Below are 16,750 nucleotides of genomic sequence, written 5' to 3' on the forward strand. Positions count from 1 at the left end.
CCAACAAACTCTCCTCTGGACAACTCGTCAATAAAATATATTTTAAACACATGGATAACTCGGCTGCCAATCAACCACGCCATACCCTTAGTGATAATTCAATACCCCTGTAGCAGTAGCTTAATCAGGCTGATCTGTCACGGCACCACGACTAGAACTCGAGACAAGTCGAGCATATTTGCCAAGAATTCCAGTCTTGTATCTAGGCTTATGTCCTGACCAAGTGCGGCGGCGTGTTTCGAGTTCAGCCTCATTCACATTGAGTTGAAGAAGGTTTTGATTGGCATCCACAGTGATGCTGTCTCCTTCCATAACAAGGCCGATTGCTCCACCAACGGCAGCTTCTGGAGCCACGTGGCCAACCACCAAACCATAGGTTCCACCACTGAATCGACCATCCGTAATCAGCGCCACCTTGTCACCGAGTCCCTGCCCAACAATGGCAGCAGTTGGTGCAAGCATTTCGCGCATTCCAGGACCTCCCACTGGACCTTCCTGGCGAATCACGATGACATCACCAGCATGAATATGTTTACCAATAATCGACGCTAAACAATCCTCTTCGCTTTCAAAAACGCGAGCAGGACCTGTGAGGACAGGCGTTTTGATGCCGCTGATTTTGGCGACAGCTCCTTCGCTTGCCAAATTTCCTTTCAGAATGGCCAAATGCCCTTTGGCATAAAGGGGGTTACTTAACGGCCTAATCACTTCTTGTCCTTCAGGAGGCGTTGAAGGAATATCAGCCAACAATTCTTTCAATGTTTTCCCTTCAATCGTGCGGCAATCGCCATGGAGCAAGCCCGCATCTAAAAGCAATTTCATCACCTGTGGAATGCCCCCAGCCTGATGAAGATCCACGGTGACAAAACGACCACTCGGTTTTAGATCACAAATCACCGGAACGCGTTGGCGGATCTGTTCAAAGTCGTCGATGCTGAGATCCACGCCTGCTGTGCGCGCGATAGCAAGCAAATGCAACACAGAGTTGGTGGAGCCGCCCACCGCCATGATCACGCTGATGGCATTTTCAAAGGCTTCCCGCGTGAGCAAATCAAGGGGGCGAATATTGGATTTAATTGCCTCAACGAGGACTTCACCAGAACGAGCCGCACTCTCTGCTTTTTCCTCATCTTCGGCAGCCATCGTTGAACTGTGGGGAAGACTCAGCCCCATCGTTTCAATCGCAGCACTCATCGTATTGGCCGTGAACATGCCTCCACAGCTGCCAGCACCTGGGCAGGCATTTTTTTCAATCGCAGTTAGCTGCTCTTCATCAATTTTCCCACTCGTAATCTGACCGACAGCCTCAAAAGCACTCACAACAGTGAGGTCACAGCCACCTAATTTTCCCGGCTTAATTGTTCCCCCGTACACAAAAATCGAGGGGATATTCATACGTGCCATCGCCAACATGGCGCCAGGCATATTTTTATCGCAACCACCAACCGCCAGAACGCCATCCATACTTTGCCCATTGCAGGCCGTTTCAATTGCATCAGCAATCACTTCACGGCTCACCAAGGAATATTTCATTCCTTCCGTGCCCATCGAGATGCCATCGCTGACGGTGATGGTTCCGAAAGTCTGAGGCATTCCACCTGCCTTTCGAGCCGAATCTTCGGCACGACGGGACAGACCATTCAATCCCACATTGCAAGGTGTAATCGTGCTGTAACCGTTAGCGATCCCGATAATGGGCTTGCCGAAATCTTCATCACCGAAGCCAACCGCTCTCAGCATTGCTCGATTGGGTGAGCGCTGAATGCCTTGAGTGACGGCGTCTGAGCGAAGCATGGCAACGACTGGATCGCAGTTGGAGACAAATCCCAACTTACCGGCCGTGGGGATTAAGACTTTGAGCCGAGGTCTTCAAGCTGACGACGGACATCAGAGATGGCTGAATTGAGCTGCTCAACGCGATGTTCCAGCTGATCATCACGATCGGCGTATTGATTCGCCTCAAAAGCCTCACTGCCGTCTTGCATCCTTGGCGCATAGAGCATGGAACGCTGACGCTTGAGCCGCTGACGCCGTTCTGCTTCTGTGAGCAGCCACCAACCCACTCCTGCCGCCCCAATGAGGGCTCCGCTCAGGAGTGTGAAAAGTGTCCCTGAGGTGGATTCCTGCTGCCTGCTCATCGCCGCCGATGGATTTATTCAAGCCTAGGTCGAGGGAGCTGTTCTGATTTGCAGCCGTTGAGATGTGTTGCCAATCCCAGGAGAAATTTGACCGTTTGCATTGACTTCTTCGTCGATGCAGGCGGTATGAATGGTGAGTTCGGGAAATGCTTCTCCCAGGTGTTTGAGCCCAGGGCTGGCTGTTAAAGCCGCAATCACACGAAGCCTTCGGCTTTCGACACCTTTTGAGACGAGCTCTTCCATGAGCACTGATAGCTCCTCTCCATCACTGATTTGATCCATCAGCAAGACAAGACCTGCGTTGGCTTCGATTATTTCTGGCAGGCCACCAAGACAGAGCTCTGCGTGAGGCAGCACTTGCCTTGCCCCTTCCCAGAGCATCAACCCACCAGGAAGAGAGGGAACGGCCAGCAGGGGAACACCCGTTTCAATCACAGTTCCTTCCGTGAGCTCCAGCGCGGTTTGTACCTCCTCACGGCGATGGGGAAGCCAATCTCGCAAGGCTTCATAGGTCAGCCAACGTCCCAATTCCTCGAGCGCAGTTCGATACAGCGATGGTGGTGTGCCGGCATGGCGCAACATCGTGAGCCAGTGAGCAACGAGTGGATGGGGAGGAACAACCACCCTCAAGGTTTTGGCCATGGCACGTGGAGGGGCAGGTGTCTGCCATAACGTGACCATTCAAGTTACGGCAGCTGCAGCCTGAGGCCGGCTGCATCCATTTCTGATGCCCCTTCCCGATTTGTTCCGCAAACACCTACTACCCGTTCTCTTCGGGGTGCTTCTTGCGTCGAGCTTGATCGCCTTTCCCTTTGCTGCTCAAGCCATCACGGCGCCTGAATTGCGCGGCCAGTTTGCACTGCAAGACATCAGCGAAGACATGCATGGCCGTGATTTAAAAGAAAAAGAATTTTTGAAAGCCGACCTCCGTGGCATTGACCTCAGCGACACCGATCTGCGCGGAGCAGTGATCAATACCTCCCAATTGCAGGGCGCTGATCTCCATGGAGCGAACCTTGAGGATGTGGTGGCCTTCTCCAGCCGATTTGATGAAACCGACCTAAGCGACGCAAACTTCACGAACGCGATGCTGATGCAAAGCCGGTTTGTGGATGCGCGCATTGAGGGAACGGATTTCACCAACGCAGTGATCGACCTCACTCAGTTGAAGGCTTTATGCGGTCGCGCCAGTGGTGTGAATAGCGTCAGCGGTGTGAGCACCCGTGAAAGCCTGGGGTGCCGTTGATGTCTGAACGCCTTCCCGTCACTGTCATTACCGGCTTTTTAGGAGCCGGGAAAACAACACTATTGCGTCATCTCTTGATCAACAGCGGCCAACGCCTCGCAGTGATGGTCAACGAATTCGGAACTGTGGGCCTGGATGGCGATCTCATCCGAAGCTGCGGATTCTGCCCAGAGGATGAAATCGATGGGCGTCTTGTTGAGCTCAATAACGGGTGTTTGTGCTGCACCGTGCAGGACGATTTTCTTCCCACGATGGAAACGCTGCTTGCACGTGCTGATCAGCTCGATGGAATTGTTGTTGAAACCAGTGGGCTAGCTCTTCCTAGACCCCTACTTCAGGCCCTCGAATGGCCCGAGATCAGGGCTCGGGTACATGTGAATGGGGTGATCACTGTTGTGGATGGAGAAGCCCTGAACAACGGAAGTCCCGTGGGAGATCCAGAGGCGTTGGAACGACAACGGCAAGAGGATCCAAGCCTGGACCACCTCACGGCCATTGATGAGTTGTTCGCCGATCAACTTCAATCCGCTGACCTGGTGTTAGTCAGCCGTTCAGATTGCTTAGAGCCCGCCGAGCTGGACCAGATCCAGCAATCACTGGTCCCCAAGATCCGAACCGGTACATCTGTGATCCCCATGACTCGCGGTCAAGTCGACCCGAGCTTGCTTCTGGGAGTGGAACGTGAGACATCTAGCGACCATGAGGTGCATGAGCATGAGCATGAGCATGAGCATCACGACCATGCGCACGATCACCACGATCACACGCACTTAGATGTTGAGGGCGGCAATGTTCGTTTCGAAGGCGTGATCCAACGTAAGGATTTCGAGCGAATCCTTCCTCCTTTTGTGATCGAACATCAGGTGGTGCGCCTCAAGGGGAGGGTTTGGCTACCTGGAAAATCGCTTCCATTGCAAGTGCAAATGGTTGGTCCTCGCTTAGAGACTTGGTTTGAAGCGGCTCCCGATCAGGCCTGGACCCCTGGAAGCCAGTGTGGAGTGGATCTGGTCGTGATTGGCTTTGACCCAACGGCCTCTGAAAAACTCACAGCCCTTCTCCTCGGCGCGAGCCAATGAGTTAAGTAAGTGTTTAAATCGCTAACCAATCTCAGCACAATTATTTAAAACTTAATCGTCAACTTAACCAAACATCCATCTTTTCATTCGCTTAAGACTGGCCACTATCTTTAATCTTCAACGACCAATAAACGCACATCACTGACTTGGATCAACTGAGACAGTTCGATCAAGTCGTGTTCACGAATCAGTCCGATACATCCCAAGGTGCCACTGTTTCCATTGAGACCCGCACTTGGGTCTTGATGAATCCCGAGCACCCTTCGGCCCGTGGTGAAGGTCGGTTCTATGCCGATCCACACCGGCCCTAGTTCTGGATAAGCTCCTTTGGCAAGAGGCTCCACTGGTCCGAGGGTGTAGCTCCCAGTTGGCAAGGGGGCTTTGCTCCCCATCTGATCACGGTCGGCGTTCTGGCGATGCGCACGACCACTTACTGCATCGAAATGACGCGACGGTTGTCCAGGTATCTCAAGCCGCAAATCCCAGATGGGATCTCCTGTGGAGCGGATCTGTCTCTTTGTACGGTTAAGGACCAGCTGAGGCTCGGGATCCGGGATTGCGATCGGAGGCTCCAGAATCGCTAAAAGCCTTGAACTGACCTCAACGGGTTGGGGGCTATTGAGCACAAAGTCGTTGGCCTGACTTGGGGCGCTGAATTCGTGACCTGCGCAAACAGCACTGAGCAGCAACATGCAAGGGGTTGCTCTACTCGCCAGAAGCTGAAAGGGCGCAGACCAGACCATCCCGAACGATCAAAAGCGCCCCTGTCTTAAGGGTTTTATTTATTTTTTTTGAAAACAATAAACGGTTGTTCAGCTGGCCCTAGCCCTTGCGCCAATCCAAGCCAGGAATGCCGGGCAGGATGGCTGGCGTGTTTCTGCGATAGATCAAATAGTCCGGATGGACAGAGCAGAGGCGCTTCTCTTCGCGGTGGGCCTTGCCGTTTAACACCGCAACCAAGAGCAAAAACAGCGCCAGGTGAAGCAAACTTCCCTTAGCCACCACCACACCAAACGAGCAAATCACAACTGCTCGGTACAGAGGATGCCTGCAACGTCCATACACCCCAGTGGTAATCAAAGCGGCATTGGGCTTTGGATCGGGTAGGGGGGACAAGCTGGGGCCTAACGCCAGAAAACCCTGCAGAGCCAACCCAAGCCCAACAGCAAATACCGTCCACCCCGTAAACAAAAGCCATACAGGCCAACTCCAATCCTCGAAAAGCTCAGAGGGCCAGGTCGGAAGACTATGAGCGCAGATCAAAGCCAGTTGCGCCAGCAACCACCACTCACCCTTTTGATTGTTGAGCAAACCTGTCCAGCTCAACCCCCAACCCTGAAAACTCTCCCGCCAATCAACCTGATGCCTTGGCTCCTCGCAGGGAAGGTCATTGTTTTCCATGGAGATCTTCAGGCTTAGTCCATCGGAAGGTCGCCTCGAGCGCAGACCTCACCCCAACAAAGCGCACCCTCATCACTCCAACTGGCCTGCACGCTGTTCCAAGAAGAGCGTTCATTGATCCGCATCCGCATCAAACCGGTGCCGTCATGCTCAAACTGAATCCTGTGGTCGTTGAATGCCAAATTCCAGCGGCTACCCACGGGATCGGCCACAAAACGGCATGGCTCCCAGGCCTGATGGCTCCAGCGACACTCCACATCAACGGCCACCGGCTCAGCGTGTGAGAGACGCATCAAGCCTGGCGCAAGCAACACCAGTGGTGTGATCAATCTGAGTGTGAATCCGATGGATTGGATCACAGAAAAAAGACATGAGGTCGTGGTCTGTTTTCAACGTGAAGAGAAACTCACTGGAACGGGACTACGGCCTGCCAAGATTTAACAATTCCTGCTCCGAGCCCGTGCCGCGTTATCAAGCTCGTGTTCTGGTGCATCTGCGCCCTTCTGTCCTCGATCCAGCCGGTGAGGCCACGCGTTCGGCTGCCAGCCGATTAGGGGTGCAAGGCATCGAACGCCTTCGCATCGGCAAGGCTGTAGAACTTGAACTGGAAGCGTCTGATGAAGCCGATGCACGCCAACAGGTTGAACTGTTGAGTGATCGACTCCTCGCCAATCCTGTGATTGAGAACTGGACCCTGGAACTCAAGTTGTCATGAGCATTGGTGTTGTTGTTTTTCCTGGTTCCAATTGCGACCGGGATGTCCGTTGGGCAACGGAGGGATGCCTTGGCATGAAAACCCGTTACCTCTGGCATGAGGAAACAGATCTGAGCGACCTAGACGCTGTGGTCCTACCGGGAGGGTTCAGTTATGGCGACTATTTACGCTGCGGAGCCATCGCCAGGTTTGCCCCAGTGCTGGAATCCTTGATCGATTTCGCGAACAAGGGCGGGAGGGTGTTAGGCATCTGCAACGGATTTCAAGTGCTCACTGAGCTCGGCTTATTGCCGGGAGCACTCACTCGTAATAGCGGTCTCCATTTCATCTGCGAAGACACTCCTCTCAACGTGGTGAGCGCTCGAACTCCCTGGTTATCTCACGAACAAGCAGGACGTGAAATTCAGCTGCCCATTGCCCATGGAGAGGGCCGTTATCAATGCAGCGAAGACACGCTCAAATCTCTTCAAGACAACGACGGCATCGCGCTGAAATACAACAACAATCCCAATGGCTCCATTGCCGACATTGCCGGAATTACAAATCCAGCAGGCAATGTGCTCGGGTTGATGCCCCATCCTGAACGGGCCTGTGATCCTGCAACGGGTGGCGTTGATGGACGTCGACTGATGGAAGCCCTGATCTAGGAATATGACCCAGCCTGATCAGCCCTAGAAGAAACCAGGGAACTCATGAGCATCAGTTCAATGACGCTAACTAGAATTAATGCAATAAAGACATGCTTTTATCTGAAGCAGTCAGATCATCATTGATCAATAGTTGCGAACTGATCTGCACTATTGCACCTATTTTCAAGGCTGCACTTTATTAATAACTTAGGCATATAACCGATCAAATTGTCAGACTCGTCTTAGCCAGAGATGAAGCCCTTTGATGCGTCGTCGATCATTTTTAATGTTGGGAGTTCCAGCGGCCATCGCTATGGCCGTTCCATTCTCTACTAATGGTTTAGCTGCATCGATTCAAAAGAAGCCCCCACTTCGTCCATTAAAAAAGGGCTCAAGGCTTCGAGCCGTTAATGCCGGAACTTGGCTCGAGCCTGAAACAGACTTTGGCCCGTTAGTGGAGCGCTGTGAAGCAGAGGGTTGGACGTTAGAAGTCCCAGAATCGGTGAAACGTCAATGGCAATGGTTTTCGGGCACCGATCAACAGCGAGTCGATGATCTTGAGCGTGCCTGGCGCAATCCTTCCCTGGATGGTCTGATTTATGTCGGTGCTGGCTGGGGAGGCGCCAGGGTTTTAGAAGCTGGATTTCGCTTCCCCAATCGACCGCTCTGGACCCTGGGGTTTTCTGACACCAGCTCGATGCTGATGGCGCAATGGTCAGCTGGCTTGCGTGGCGCCATCCACGGATCCACCACTGGACCTGACCAACAGTGGGAGCGAACGGTCAATCTCCTGAGAGGGGAACCGGTCGCTCCACTGCAAGGGCGTTCCGTACGTGCCGGAGTGGCCAGAGGTCCGCTCGTGGTGACCAATCTCACGGTTGCAACCCATTTGATTGGCACACCCTGGTTCCCTGATCTGCGTGGATCAATCCTGGTGCTGGAAGATGTTGGAGAAGCTCCCTACAGAGTGGATCGCATGCTTACGCAGTGGCGCAGCTCCGGCGTACTGCGTGGCCTTGCGGGAGTAGCAACGGGACGCTTCAGCTGGAAAGGAGAGGTAGAGCCAGGTGATTTTTCAATGGATGGGATCCTCGAGGAGCGACTCTCTGATCTCGGCATCCCCTTGGTCATGAATTTGCCCCTTGGGCATGGACTTCCCAATATGGCTCTCCCCCTTGGTGCCGCAGCAACGCTCAACGCCAATCGAGGCACGCTAGTTCTGGATCCCGATCGCACGCAGTCATGAAGCCATCAAAAAAGGGGGCTGGTGCCCCCCGCTTTGTTGGTTTTGACCGAACGATCAGGCAGCAACTGCTGTCTTGGGGTCAAGGGTGCCTTTTGCATAAAGGCCGGAGTAGAAGTTGATGTCGCGCTGCTTGATCTTGCTGGCGTTACCGGCAGCCCAGAACTGCTGGTAGCGATCCAAGCAAACCTGCTTCATGTACTTACGAGCGGGCTTGTTGAAGTGACGGGGGTCGAAGTTGGCAGGATCAGCCATGGCTGCTTCACGCACGGCAGCGGTGAAGGCCAAACGGTTGTCGGTGTCGATGTTCACTTTGCGAACACCGTTACGGATGCCTTCCTGAATTTCTTCCACTGGAACGCCGTAGGTCTCAGGGATGGCACCGCCGTACTTGTTGATCATTTCCAACCATTCCTGGGGAACGGAGGAGGAGCCATGCATCACCAGATGGGTGTTGGGGATGGCTTTGTGGATTTCAGCGATACGGCTGATCGCAAGCACTTCACCCGTGGGCTTGCGGGTGAACTTGTAGGCACCGTGGCTTGTACCGATGGCGATTGCCAAGGCATCCACCTTGGTCTTGGCGACGAAGTCAGCAGCTTCAGCGGGATCGGTCAGCAGCTGATCCTTGGAAAGCTCACCTTCAAAACCGTGGCCGTCTTCGGCTTCGCCTTTACCGGTTTCAAGGGAGCCAAGGCAACCCAATTCGCCTTCAACACTCACGCCGATGGCATGGGCAACGTCCACCACTTCCTTGGTGACGTTGACGTTGTAGTCGTAACTCGCAGGAGTCTTGGCATCAGCCTCAAGGGAACCATCCATCATCACGGAGGTGAAGCCGTTAGCAGCTGCTCCGAAGCAAGTTGCAGGGCTATTGCCGTGGTCTTGGTGCATCACGACAGGGATGTCGGGATAGGTCTCAACGGCCGCCAGGATCAGATGACGCAGGAAATTCTCACCTGCGTAAGTGCGTGCCCCACGTGAAGCCTGGAGGATCACAGGAGAGTCAGTCTCGTGAGCCGCCTCCATGATCGACTGCACCTGCTCAAGGTTGTTGACGTTGAAAGCAGGGATGCCGTAGCCGTTTTCCGCGGCATGGTCGAGCAGAAGTCGAAGCGGAACGAGCGCCATAGTGAAGTCCTAACGAAGGCCGATAAACGGACATGTGTCCGTAGCCGCGAGACTTTACAGTTGAGTCGTGTGAATGTCACGACACTCCGTTGCAGAAATCACACCGGAGTGCCAGCAAATGATGGCTTAGTAGGTGTAGCCGGCTACAAAAAGCTGCTCGTCTGATGAGGGTTGAGAGCCTGGCACGTAACGCGCTTGTGAGGCCTCAGAGTTGGCTTTTGCCCGCGCAAGCAAGGCTGCCTGGCCTGCCACTTGATCCTTACCAGCCCATGCCTTGAGGCAGGAATGCTGCAAAGCGCGTCCGTAGGAGAAACCAAGATTCCATTGCGCTTTTCTTGAAATCTTATTCATGTTGTTGAGATACACCGACGCCGCTTCTTCACTCAAACCGCCTGATAAAAAGACAATTCCAGGAACACTGGCAGGAACACAACGCTCCAGTGTTCTCACGGTCATTTCTGCAACAATTTGAGGATCAGATTTGTGAGCACAGTCGGCTCCTTGAATTGTCATCGAAGGCTTGAGAAGAGTGCCCTCGAGCAGAACTCCGTTGAGCTGGCAAGCGAAGTACACCTCCTTAAGAATCTGTTCTTGAACCGCTGCTGTGACTTCAATCGAATGATCACCATCCATCAAAATCTCAGGCTCAATGATTGGCACAAGACCTGATTCCTGAACAGAACGTGCATAACGGGCTAGGCCCCATGCATTTTCACGAATGGCCAGGTCAGAGGGGCATCCATCAGCCGTGATCTGAAGTACAGCTCGCCATTTTGCAAAACGTGCGCCTTGGGCGTAATAATCTGCAGCCCGCTCCACCAAGCCATCAAGGCCTGTACAAACGGTTTCAACGGATTTGGCTCCGGGTAAAGGGCAAAGGCCTTTATCCACTTTGATACCAGGAATTATCCCCGCTTTGTTTAACTTCTGAACCATTGTTTCGCCATCAGCATGGCTCTGAAACAAGGTTTCTTCGTACAAGATTGCGCCACTAATAAAGTCACCAAGACCTGCCGTTGTAAACAGCATTCCACGGTAGGCCTGGCGATTAGCCTCAGTATTTTCAACTTGGATTCCACCTAGTCGCTTCCCGATGGTCTTAGTGGACTCATCAACAGCAAGGATTCCCTTCCCCGACTCTGCCAAAGCGTTGGCTGTTGCAATTAACTCTTTGGAATAAGCGGAGAGAGACATAGGAATGAAGCAACAACGACGAAAGCGCCAGAACTATACACACCAAATCTAAGCTGAAAAAAGATTTTTTGATGCTGATGCCTGTATCGAAGGCCGCAGAGAAAATTGATTATTAATTCTTTAATCTGTCAAATTCAATCGGTTCCCGCGAGTGATTGATCACATGCTTGCTGACTGATCAGCCCCTCTGACAGGCCAGGCACCATGGGAGCACCGGTTTGAATGCTGTGCGCCCACCAGCTCTGGATGCGGGCCACCGGCGCCACACGACCATCACTCCAAGTGGTGGGGAACATGAACTCAGCATCCGCCTCGATATTGCGAGTGGCCTCTCCCATCGGCGTGTGCCACAGCCCGAAGCCATGGACATAATCCTTTTGGTTTGAGCTACCGAGCGTGAGGCTTCCATGAGATCCATAGATCTCCAGCCAGCAACCTCGACCATTGCGGGCCACAGACGCCAAATTGACCTGGGCTGGAACCCTCTGATCAGAGCGGCCCTGCCAATCGAGCTGCATCTGAATCAGCGAGACATCTTCAGCATCCACTGGAGCCATGCCCCCACTGGGATGGGGACGCTCCTTAATCGACACGCTATTGAGACCTTGAACGGATCGAATCGGTCCGATCAACCAAGCCAACATGTCGAAAGCATGGGTACCAAGGGCACCGAGCACACCTCCACCGGCTTCCCGTTGTGAATACCAGCTCCATGGTCGAGACGCATCCGCACGGCTGCTCATCAACCAGTCGAGTTTCACCAGCCACGGAGTGCCTACGGCTCCTGCCTCCAGCATCCTCGCAGCCTGCATGAACAGAGGCACAGCCCGATACTCATAATCCACCGCAACACTGAGCCGGTTCTGGATGGCGATGCGTTGCAGCTCTGCCACCGATTCAGCCTTGAGAGCAACAGGCTTTTCAAGCAACAAGTGTTTGCCTGCTTTTAGCGCTTGAAGGGCTAACGCAAAGCGAGGCTCAGGAGGAGTGGCAATGATCACCGCCTGCACGCGAGGGTCGCTGAGCAAAGACTCCCAATCGTGATAACCAGGGAGATTGTGCTCAAGGCAGGCCTGATCTAGGCGTTCACGGCGGGGATGCCAGAGCGCTACTCCTTCCAGATCAGATTGAGCGGCAAGGGCTTTCAGATGAACCGATTCACCAAAGCCAAGACCCGCAATCGCCACTCCAATGGGGGAATGGCTTGAAGATGGGAGCGCCATAAGGAAGGCCGAGTTGGGGTCAGGAAAGCGACGAAAGCTCGTCCGATGAGCACACACCGGAGAGAACACCGTCGATCAAAGGATCAGAACCAGAAGGTTGCCATTCGGCTCTGAATTGAGGCAAACCATTTTTTTGCTTGTCTCGATACAGCTGTTGGCTGCAGTCAATCTCCATCACAACAAGCGTTCCCAAAGCAGGGCGATCATCCTCCTGACGCAAGCTGTAGCGGCTCAGGACTGACACGGTGCCATCCTTCTTAAGCCGCAAACTTCCGGCATCCCACCATTGCTGTCCCTCTCCACTGGAAGGCACTTCTCGCCATTCAACCTGACCTGCGCTAACAGGAGCAACGCAAAGGATCAGGGCTAAAACAACTACAGCGACCGTCCTGAAGCGTGAGGCCAAAACTTGAATCATGAGCTGGCGACCCGAGATTCACAGCCGTGCAATCTGAGCAAACTCGCCAAGGTCGATCGCAATTGTGTACGCGGAACAATCGAATCCACGAATCCGTGCTCTTGCAGATATTCAGCAGTCTGAAAATTATCCGGTAATTTTTCCCTCAGGGTCTGTTCAATCACGCGCCTCCCTGCAAAGCCAATGAGAGCTTTTGGCTCCGCCAAAATCAGATCACCAAGCATCGCAAAACTTGCTGTAACTCCCCCGGTGGTGGGGTGAGTAAGCAAAGGCATGTACAACACGCCCGCCTCACGGTGGCGCTCCAAAGCACCAGAAATCTTGGCCATCTGCATCAGGCTGAGCATCCCCTCCTGCATCCTTGCTCCACCTGACGCACACACAATGAGGAGTGGCAGCTTTTTGGCAGTCGCGACTTCCACCAAGCGGGTGATCTTTTCACCAACCACCGAACCCATCGAACCGCCCATAAAACGGAAATCCATCACGGCAAGAGCCATAGGGATGCCCTCAACCTCACAGAGCCCAGTGATAACACCGTCTCGAAGCCCTGTGCTGGCCTGAGTTTCGCGCAGGCGATCCGCATAGGCCCTGCGGTCTTTAAAACCCAATGGATCCGTGGGTTGAAGCTCTTGATCCATGGGCACGAAGCTGTTGGGATCCACCAACACCGCAATGCGCTCAGTGCTATCGATGCGGTGGTGATACCCACAGTTGCCGCAAACACTTGCGTTGCTCAGCAGATCCTTGCGATACACCACCTGCCCACACTCTGGGCACTTACTCCAAAGACCATCCCCTTCATCGGGCTCTTGATTCACCTTGCCGACGTACTGACCCTTACGGCGGTCAGCGAACCAGTCGAACAAACTCAAGGTTGATTACTCCTTAATTTCAACAGCAGATCTCAGTTGGCATTGGGGCTTTCGGTTTGTACGAGAGCCACATTGGGGAGATCCGAGGGTACGAATGATCAAACCAAAGGCCTGAATCTTGTACCAATCACCTAAGGCTAGGACAGGGATGTTGCAATCTCTCGGTGCGCCAGCCATGGAGCTGATTTCTCTTCTTTTAAACGCCACCAAACAGGCTGAGCCATTGCTGGCCCCACCATTCAGGACCGCCGAGCCAGGTCAGCCAAATTCCAAGGGCAATAAAGGGGCCAAAGGGGAAGGGCTGTCTCGGCCCTAACCGTCCAGACACTCGTCCAATCGAGCCAAAGATTGCACCACTAAAAACGGCGATTGCCAAAGCAACCAAAACGCCGCCCAAGCCGAGCCAAGCTCCCGCGACAGCTGCCAATTTGGCGTCACCAAGGCCAAGGGCGGGTTGTCCAAGCATGCGCTCTGCAAGGGCGCTTAACCCTTCCAGCGCCAGCAATCCTGCTGATGCCGCCAAAAGATGATTGAGAAGCACGGCACTGGCTTCTGGCCCTGGGATCACCAGATAGAGAGCCCCGGTGAAGGCAAGGCCAAGCAACACCCCCATCCTGCAAAGAGGTTCGGGGAGCCAAAGATGGTCGATATCAATCAACACCAATGGAAGTAGCACGCTGATGAGAACAATTCCTGCCAGCACATTGAGAAATGCCAGGCCTAATTGATCGGAAGCAGCGAGCAATCCATCTCCCCACAATGCACTCAGCCAAAGGAGGGCACTCAAAAGTTCCACCAATGGGTAACGGCTCGAGATGCCCTGATGGCAATCGCGACAACGTCCCTGAAGCCAGAGCCACCCCAACACAGGCACATTGTCGTGCCAGCGCACTGCTTGCCCACACTTCGGGCAGTGGCTGCCAGGCCACACCACTGATTCTTCGCGAGGCAATCGCCAGGCCACCACATTGGCAAAACTCCCCACACAGGCTCCAGCCACCACAAGGACCAAGCCCAGTGCACTATTCACAGCCCTGACCCTCTTGGTCGCTCTCGCCAGCCACGCGGCCGCCGCAGTCTTCGACCGATCAGATCGATGCTGATGAAATGTTCTTGAAGCAACAGCGTGGGGCTTTCGAACACAACCCTGCCCTCATCTAAATGCTCATTCACAACAACACCCATCGGTTCAAGCTGCTGTCCTGAGTCGCTTAAAAAGCGGAAGTAGATCCGTCGTGCCAAAGCGATCAAACGACGACTATCCACTCTGTCCCAGCGCGGTGGAGGAGTTGTTGATCCACTGGCACCTGCAATCTCAAATGAGGGAGACGACAAAAAAAGGACCCACCTGATCAATCAGATGAGTCCACGATAGATGTGAATGCTCAACATGTATCGAGCAAAGCAATCAGGAGAGCTTGCTTTGCTCCTCAATCATGCGGTGAATGATGGGGGTCAAGATGAGTTCCATCGCGAAGCCCATCTTTCCTCCGTTCACAACAATGCTGGTGGGACTACTCATGAAAGAGTCATGAATCATGCTCAGCAAGTAGCTGAAATCAATTCCCCACTTCTCACGAGCTCCCTTGCGGAAGTGAATGATCACGAAGCTTTCATCAGGCGTCGGGATGTTCCGGCAGATGAATGGGTTGGAGGTGTCAACCGTGGGAACCCGCTGGAAGTTGATGTCCGTGAGGCTGAATTGGGGACAGATGTGATTGATGTAATCCGGCATGCGGCGCAGGATCGTGTCAACGATCGCTTCTGCTGAATAGCCACGCTCGGCGTTGTCACGCTGAATCTTTTGGATCCACTCGAGATTGGTGATCGGAACCACACCCACGAGTAGATCAGCGTGCGACGCCACGTCGTAGCCGTCTCCGACAACGCCACCGTGAAGGCCTTCATAGAACAACACGTCTGTGCCACCAGGGATGTCCTCCCAAGGGGTGAACTGACCTGGATCCAAGCTCACACCGAGGCGAGCGTTGTGTTCAGCAGCCTCTTCTGGGCTGTGAAGGTAGTAGCGCTTCTGGCCTCCACCTGTTTCGCCGTACACGCGGAAGAGCTCTTCGAGCTTGTCGAAGAGGTTGGCTTCAGGACCGAAGTGGGAGAAATTCTCACCCTTCGCAAGCGATTCAGACATGGCGGTCTTCATCGCCATCCGCTCGAAGCGGTGGTAGCTGTCGCCCTCCACCACTGCAGGAGTGATGTTCTCCCGAGCGAAGATGTGCTCAAAAGCCCTCTTAACAGTGCTAGTGCCTGCACCTGAGGAACCCGTGACAGCCACGACGGGGTGACGCTTCGACATCGACGGAGGAGGAAATGGCCCGATGAGTTTGGCAGGTCAAAGGGCAAATTCCACATTTTTCATGCCAGGTCGCATCAGAGTGTCTTAAGAAGTTCCTCCCCCATCGCCTGACAGCCCAGAGCAGTACAGCCTTCAGACATCAAATCTCCAGTACGGAATCCGGCTGCCAAAACGCGATCGACAGCGTGTTCAAGATCGTCCGCAGCTGCGTTTTGCTTGAGACCAGTCCGCAACATCATCGCTGCGGAGAGCACCATGGCCATCGGATTGGCCTTGTCTTGACCAGCGAGATCGGGGGCTGAACCATGAACCGGTTCATACAGACCAGGCCCCTCGCTTCCCAGAGAAGCTGAGGGAAGCATGCCAATTGAGCCAGTGAGCATGGCAGAGATATCGCTGAGAATGTCTCCGAAAAGATTGCCTGTGAGCACCACATCGAACTGGCGAGGATCTCTCACCAGTTGCATCGCCGCATTGTCCACATAGAGGTGACTGACATCCACTGCGGCGTAGTCACTTTTCATTCCCTCCACGCGATCACGCCACAGTTGGCTGACGTCGAGCACATTGGCCTTATCCACCGAGCAGAGTTGCCCGCGACGCTCACAGGCGAGTTTGAAAGCCACCCTGGCGATTCTGTCGATCTCAGAATCGGAGTAGGTCATGGTGTTGAACGCACGCTCTTCACCATCGGCCTGCACCCGACCTTTCGGTTGACCGAAATAAATTCCGCCCGTGAGCTCCCTCACCACCATCAGATCCACTCCTTCCACCACTTCAGGTCGCAGGCTGCTGGCACCAATCAGCGCTGGAACAATTTTGACTGGCCGGAGATTGGCGAAGAGCTCCATGCCCGCGCGCAGGGCTAGCAATCCACTTTCAGGTCGTTTCTCACGGGGCAACGAATCAAATCGAGGGCTCCCAATCGCTGCAAGCAAAACGGCATCGGCAGCCTTACAAGCTTCAAGGGTGCTCGCCGGTAACGGCTCACCCGTGGCATCGATGGCAGAGCCACCGATCGGCGCTTCACTGAACTCGAGCGAGAAACCATGACGAGTAGACACGGCTTCAAGGAGCTGCTTCGCCACGGCAGTGATCTCTGGACCAATGCCGTCACCAGGAAGCAAAACAACGCGATGCTGTGGCATTG

The 16,750-nt window shown here is 54.0% G+C and carries 20 protein-coding genes; 5 read left to right on the plus strand and 15 right to left on the minus strand.

Going from position 1 to position 16,750, the window contains the following annotated elements:
• Positions 1–120 precede the first annotated feature (120 nt).
• The 3 genes from ilvD to SYNC_RS07855 are packed head-to-tail and all read right to left on the minus strand — an operon-like array spanning position 121 to position 2,780.
• Complete coding sequence (gene ilvD, locus SYNC_RS07845) at positions 121–1,794, minus strand: dihydroxy-acid dehydratase (protein ID WP_011619610.1); 1,674 nt, start codon at positions 1,792–1,794, stop codon at positions 121–123.
• A gap of 53 nt (positions 1,795–1,847) precedes the next feature.
• On the minus strand, positions 1,848–2,138 hold the full coding sequence (locus SYNC_RS07850; RefSeq protein WP_011619611.1) for a hypothetical protein: 291 nt from the start codon (positions 2,136–2,138) through the stop codon (positions 1,848–1,850).
• A 24-nt stretch (positions 2,139–2,162) separates the two neighbouring features.
• Complete coding sequence (locus tag SYNC_RS07855) at positions 2,163–2,780, minus strand: uracil phosphoribosyltransferase (protein WP_041427030.1); 618 nt, start codon at positions 2,778–2,780, stop codon at positions 2,163–2,165.
• 85 nt (positions 2,781–2,865) lie between these two features.
• Here SYNC_RS07855 and SYNC_RS07860 point away from each other — a divergent pair, with 85 nt between their 5' ends.
• Both SYNC_RS07860 and cobW read left to right on the plus strand, forming a co-directional pair.
• Complete coding sequence (locus SYNC_RS07860; RefSeq protein ID WP_011619613.1) at positions 2,866–3,384, plus strand: pentapeptide repeat-containing protein; 519 nt, start codon at positions 2,866–2,868, stop codon at positions 3,382–3,384.
• A complete protein-coding gene (cobW, locus tag SYNC_RS07865; protein ID WP_011619614.1) occupies positions 3,384–4,460 on the plus strand; it encodes a cobalamin biosynthesis protein CobW in 1,077 nt (358 codons plus the stop codon). The genes SYNC_RS07860 and cobW overlap by 1 nt, the downstream gene beginning before the upstream one ends.
• A gap of 110 nt (positions 4,461–4,570) precedes the next feature.
• Here cobW and SYNC_RS07870 read toward each other — a convergent pair whose 3' ends face one another.
• The 3 genes from SYNC_RS07870 to SYNC_RS07880 all read right to left on the minus strand — a co-directional run bounded on the left by SYNC_RS07870 (position 4,571) and on the right by SYNC_RS07880 (position 6,220).
• Complete coding sequence (locus tag SYNC_RS07870) at positions 4,571–5,203, minus strand: L,D-transpeptidase (RefSeq protein WP_011619615.1); 633 nt, start codon at positions 5,201–5,203, stop codon at positions 4,571–4,573.
• Positions 5,204–5,282: 79 nt separating this feature from the next.
• On the minus strand, positions 5,283–5,861 hold the full coding sequence (locus SYNC_RS07875; protein WP_011619616.1) for an isoprenylcysteine carboxylmethyltransferase family protein: 579 nt from the start codon (positions 5,859–5,861) through the stop codon (positions 5,283–5,285).
• 14 nt (positions 5,862–5,875) lie between these two features.
• The gene (locus SYNC_RS07880; RefSeq protein ID WP_237699187.1) at positions 5,876–6,220 is read right to left on the minus strand and encodes a hypothetical protein; all 345 of its coding nucleotides are present in this window, start codon (positions 6,218–6,220) and stop codon (positions 5,876–5,878) included.
• Positions 6,221–6,321: 101 nt separating this feature from the next.
• Here SYNC_RS07880 and purS point away from each other — a divergent pair, with 101 nt between their 5' ends.
• The 3 genes from purS (at position 6,322) to SYNC_RS07895 (ending at position 8,451) form a co-directional block, all read left to right on the plus strand.
• Positions 6,322–6,576 (plus strand): phosphoribosylformylglycinamidine synthase subunit PurS, encoded by a 255-nt coding sequence (gene purS, locus SYNC_RS07885; RefSeq protein ID WP_011619618.1) that lies wholly within the window; start codon positions 6,322–6,324, stop codon positions 6,574–6,576.
• Positions 6,573–7,223 (plus strand): phosphoribosylformylglycinamidine synthase subunit PurQ, encoded by a 651-nt coding sequence (gene purQ, locus SYNC_RS07890; RefSeq protein ID WP_011619619.1) that lies wholly within the window; start codon positions 6,573–6,575, stop codon positions 7,221–7,223. The genes purS and purQ overlap by 4 nt, the downstream gene beginning before the upstream one ends.
• 295 nt (positions 7,224–7,518) lie before the next feature.
• Positions 7,519–8,451, plus strand: a complete 933-nt coding sequence (locus SYNC_RS07895; RefSeq protein WP_011619620.1) for an LD-carboxypeptidase — start codon at positions 7,519–7,521, stop codon at positions 8,449–8,451.
• 54 nt (positions 8,452–8,505) lie between these two features.
• Here the strand turns inward: SYNC_RS07895 and fba are convergent, their stop codons facing one another.
• The 9 genes from fba to leuB all read right to left on the minus strand — a co-directional run bounded on the left by fba (position 8,506) and on the right by leuB (position 16,748).
• Entirely contained in the window at positions 8,506–9,579 is a 1,074-nt protein-coding gene (gene fba / locus SYNC_RS07900) for a class II fructose-bisphosphate aldolase (protein WP_006853056.1), read from the minus strand.
• Between the two features lie 126 nt (positions 9,580–9,705).
• Entirely contained in the window at positions 9,706–10,773 is a 1,068-nt protein-coding gene (locus SYNC_RS07905; protein ID WP_011619621.1) for a class I fructose-bisphosphate aldolase, read from the minus strand.
• A gap of 134 nt (positions 10,774–10,907) precedes the next feature.
• A complete protein-coding gene (locus tag SYNC_RS07910) occupies positions 10,908–11,996 on the minus strand; it encodes a Gfo/Idh/MocA family protein (protein WP_011619622.1) in 1,089 nt (362 codons plus the stop codon).
• 19 nt (positions 11,997–12,015) lie between these two features.
• Positions 12,016–12,414, minus strand: a complete 399-nt coding sequence (locus tag SYNC_RS07915) for a hypothetical protein (protein ID WP_011619623.1) — start codon at positions 12,412–12,414, stop codon at positions 12,016–12,018.
• Positions 12,411–13,289, minus strand: a complete 879-nt coding sequence (gene accD / locus SYNC_RS07920) for an acetyl-CoA carboxylase, carboxyltransferase subunit beta (RefSeq protein ID WP_011619624.1) — start codon at positions 13,287–13,289, stop codon at positions 12,411–12,413. Before accD ends, SYNC_RS07915 begins: the two co-directional genes overlap by 4 nt.
• A 196-nt stretch (positions 13,290–13,485) precedes the next feature.
• Positions 13,486–14,319 (minus strand): A24 family peptidase, encoded by an 834-nt coding sequence (locus SYNC_RS07925; RefSeq protein ID WP_011619626.1) that lies wholly within the window; start codon positions 14,317–14,319, stop codon positions 13,486–13,488.
• A complete protein-coding gene (locus tag SYNC_RS07930; RefSeq protein ID WP_011619627.1) occupies positions 14,316–14,645 on the minus strand; it encodes a hypothetical protein in 330 nt (109 codons plus the stop codon). Before SYNC_RS07930 ends, SYNC_RS07925 begins: the two co-directional genes overlap by 4 nt.
• A gap of 52 nt (positions 14,646–14,697) precedes the next feature.
• Positions 14,698–15,600, minus strand: coding sequence for a phosphoribulokinase (locus SYNC_RS07935; protein ID WP_041426585.1), 903 nt, complete (start codon positions 15,598–15,600; stop codon positions 14,698–14,700).
• Positions 15,601–15,674: 74 nt separating this feature from the next.
• Complete coding sequence (leuB, locus tag SYNC_RS07940) at positions 15,675–16,748, minus strand: 3-isopropylmalate dehydrogenase (protein ID WP_011619629.1); 1,074 nt, start codon at positions 16,746–16,748, stop codon at positions 15,675–15,677.
• Positions 16,749–16,750: the final 2 nt, after the last annotated feature.

It is taken from the genome of Synechococcus sp. CC9311, assembly GCF_000014585.1.
In the GTDB taxonomy this organism is placed as follows: Bacteria; Cyanobacteriota; Cyanobacteriia; order PCC-6307; family Cyanobiaceae; genus Synechococcus_C.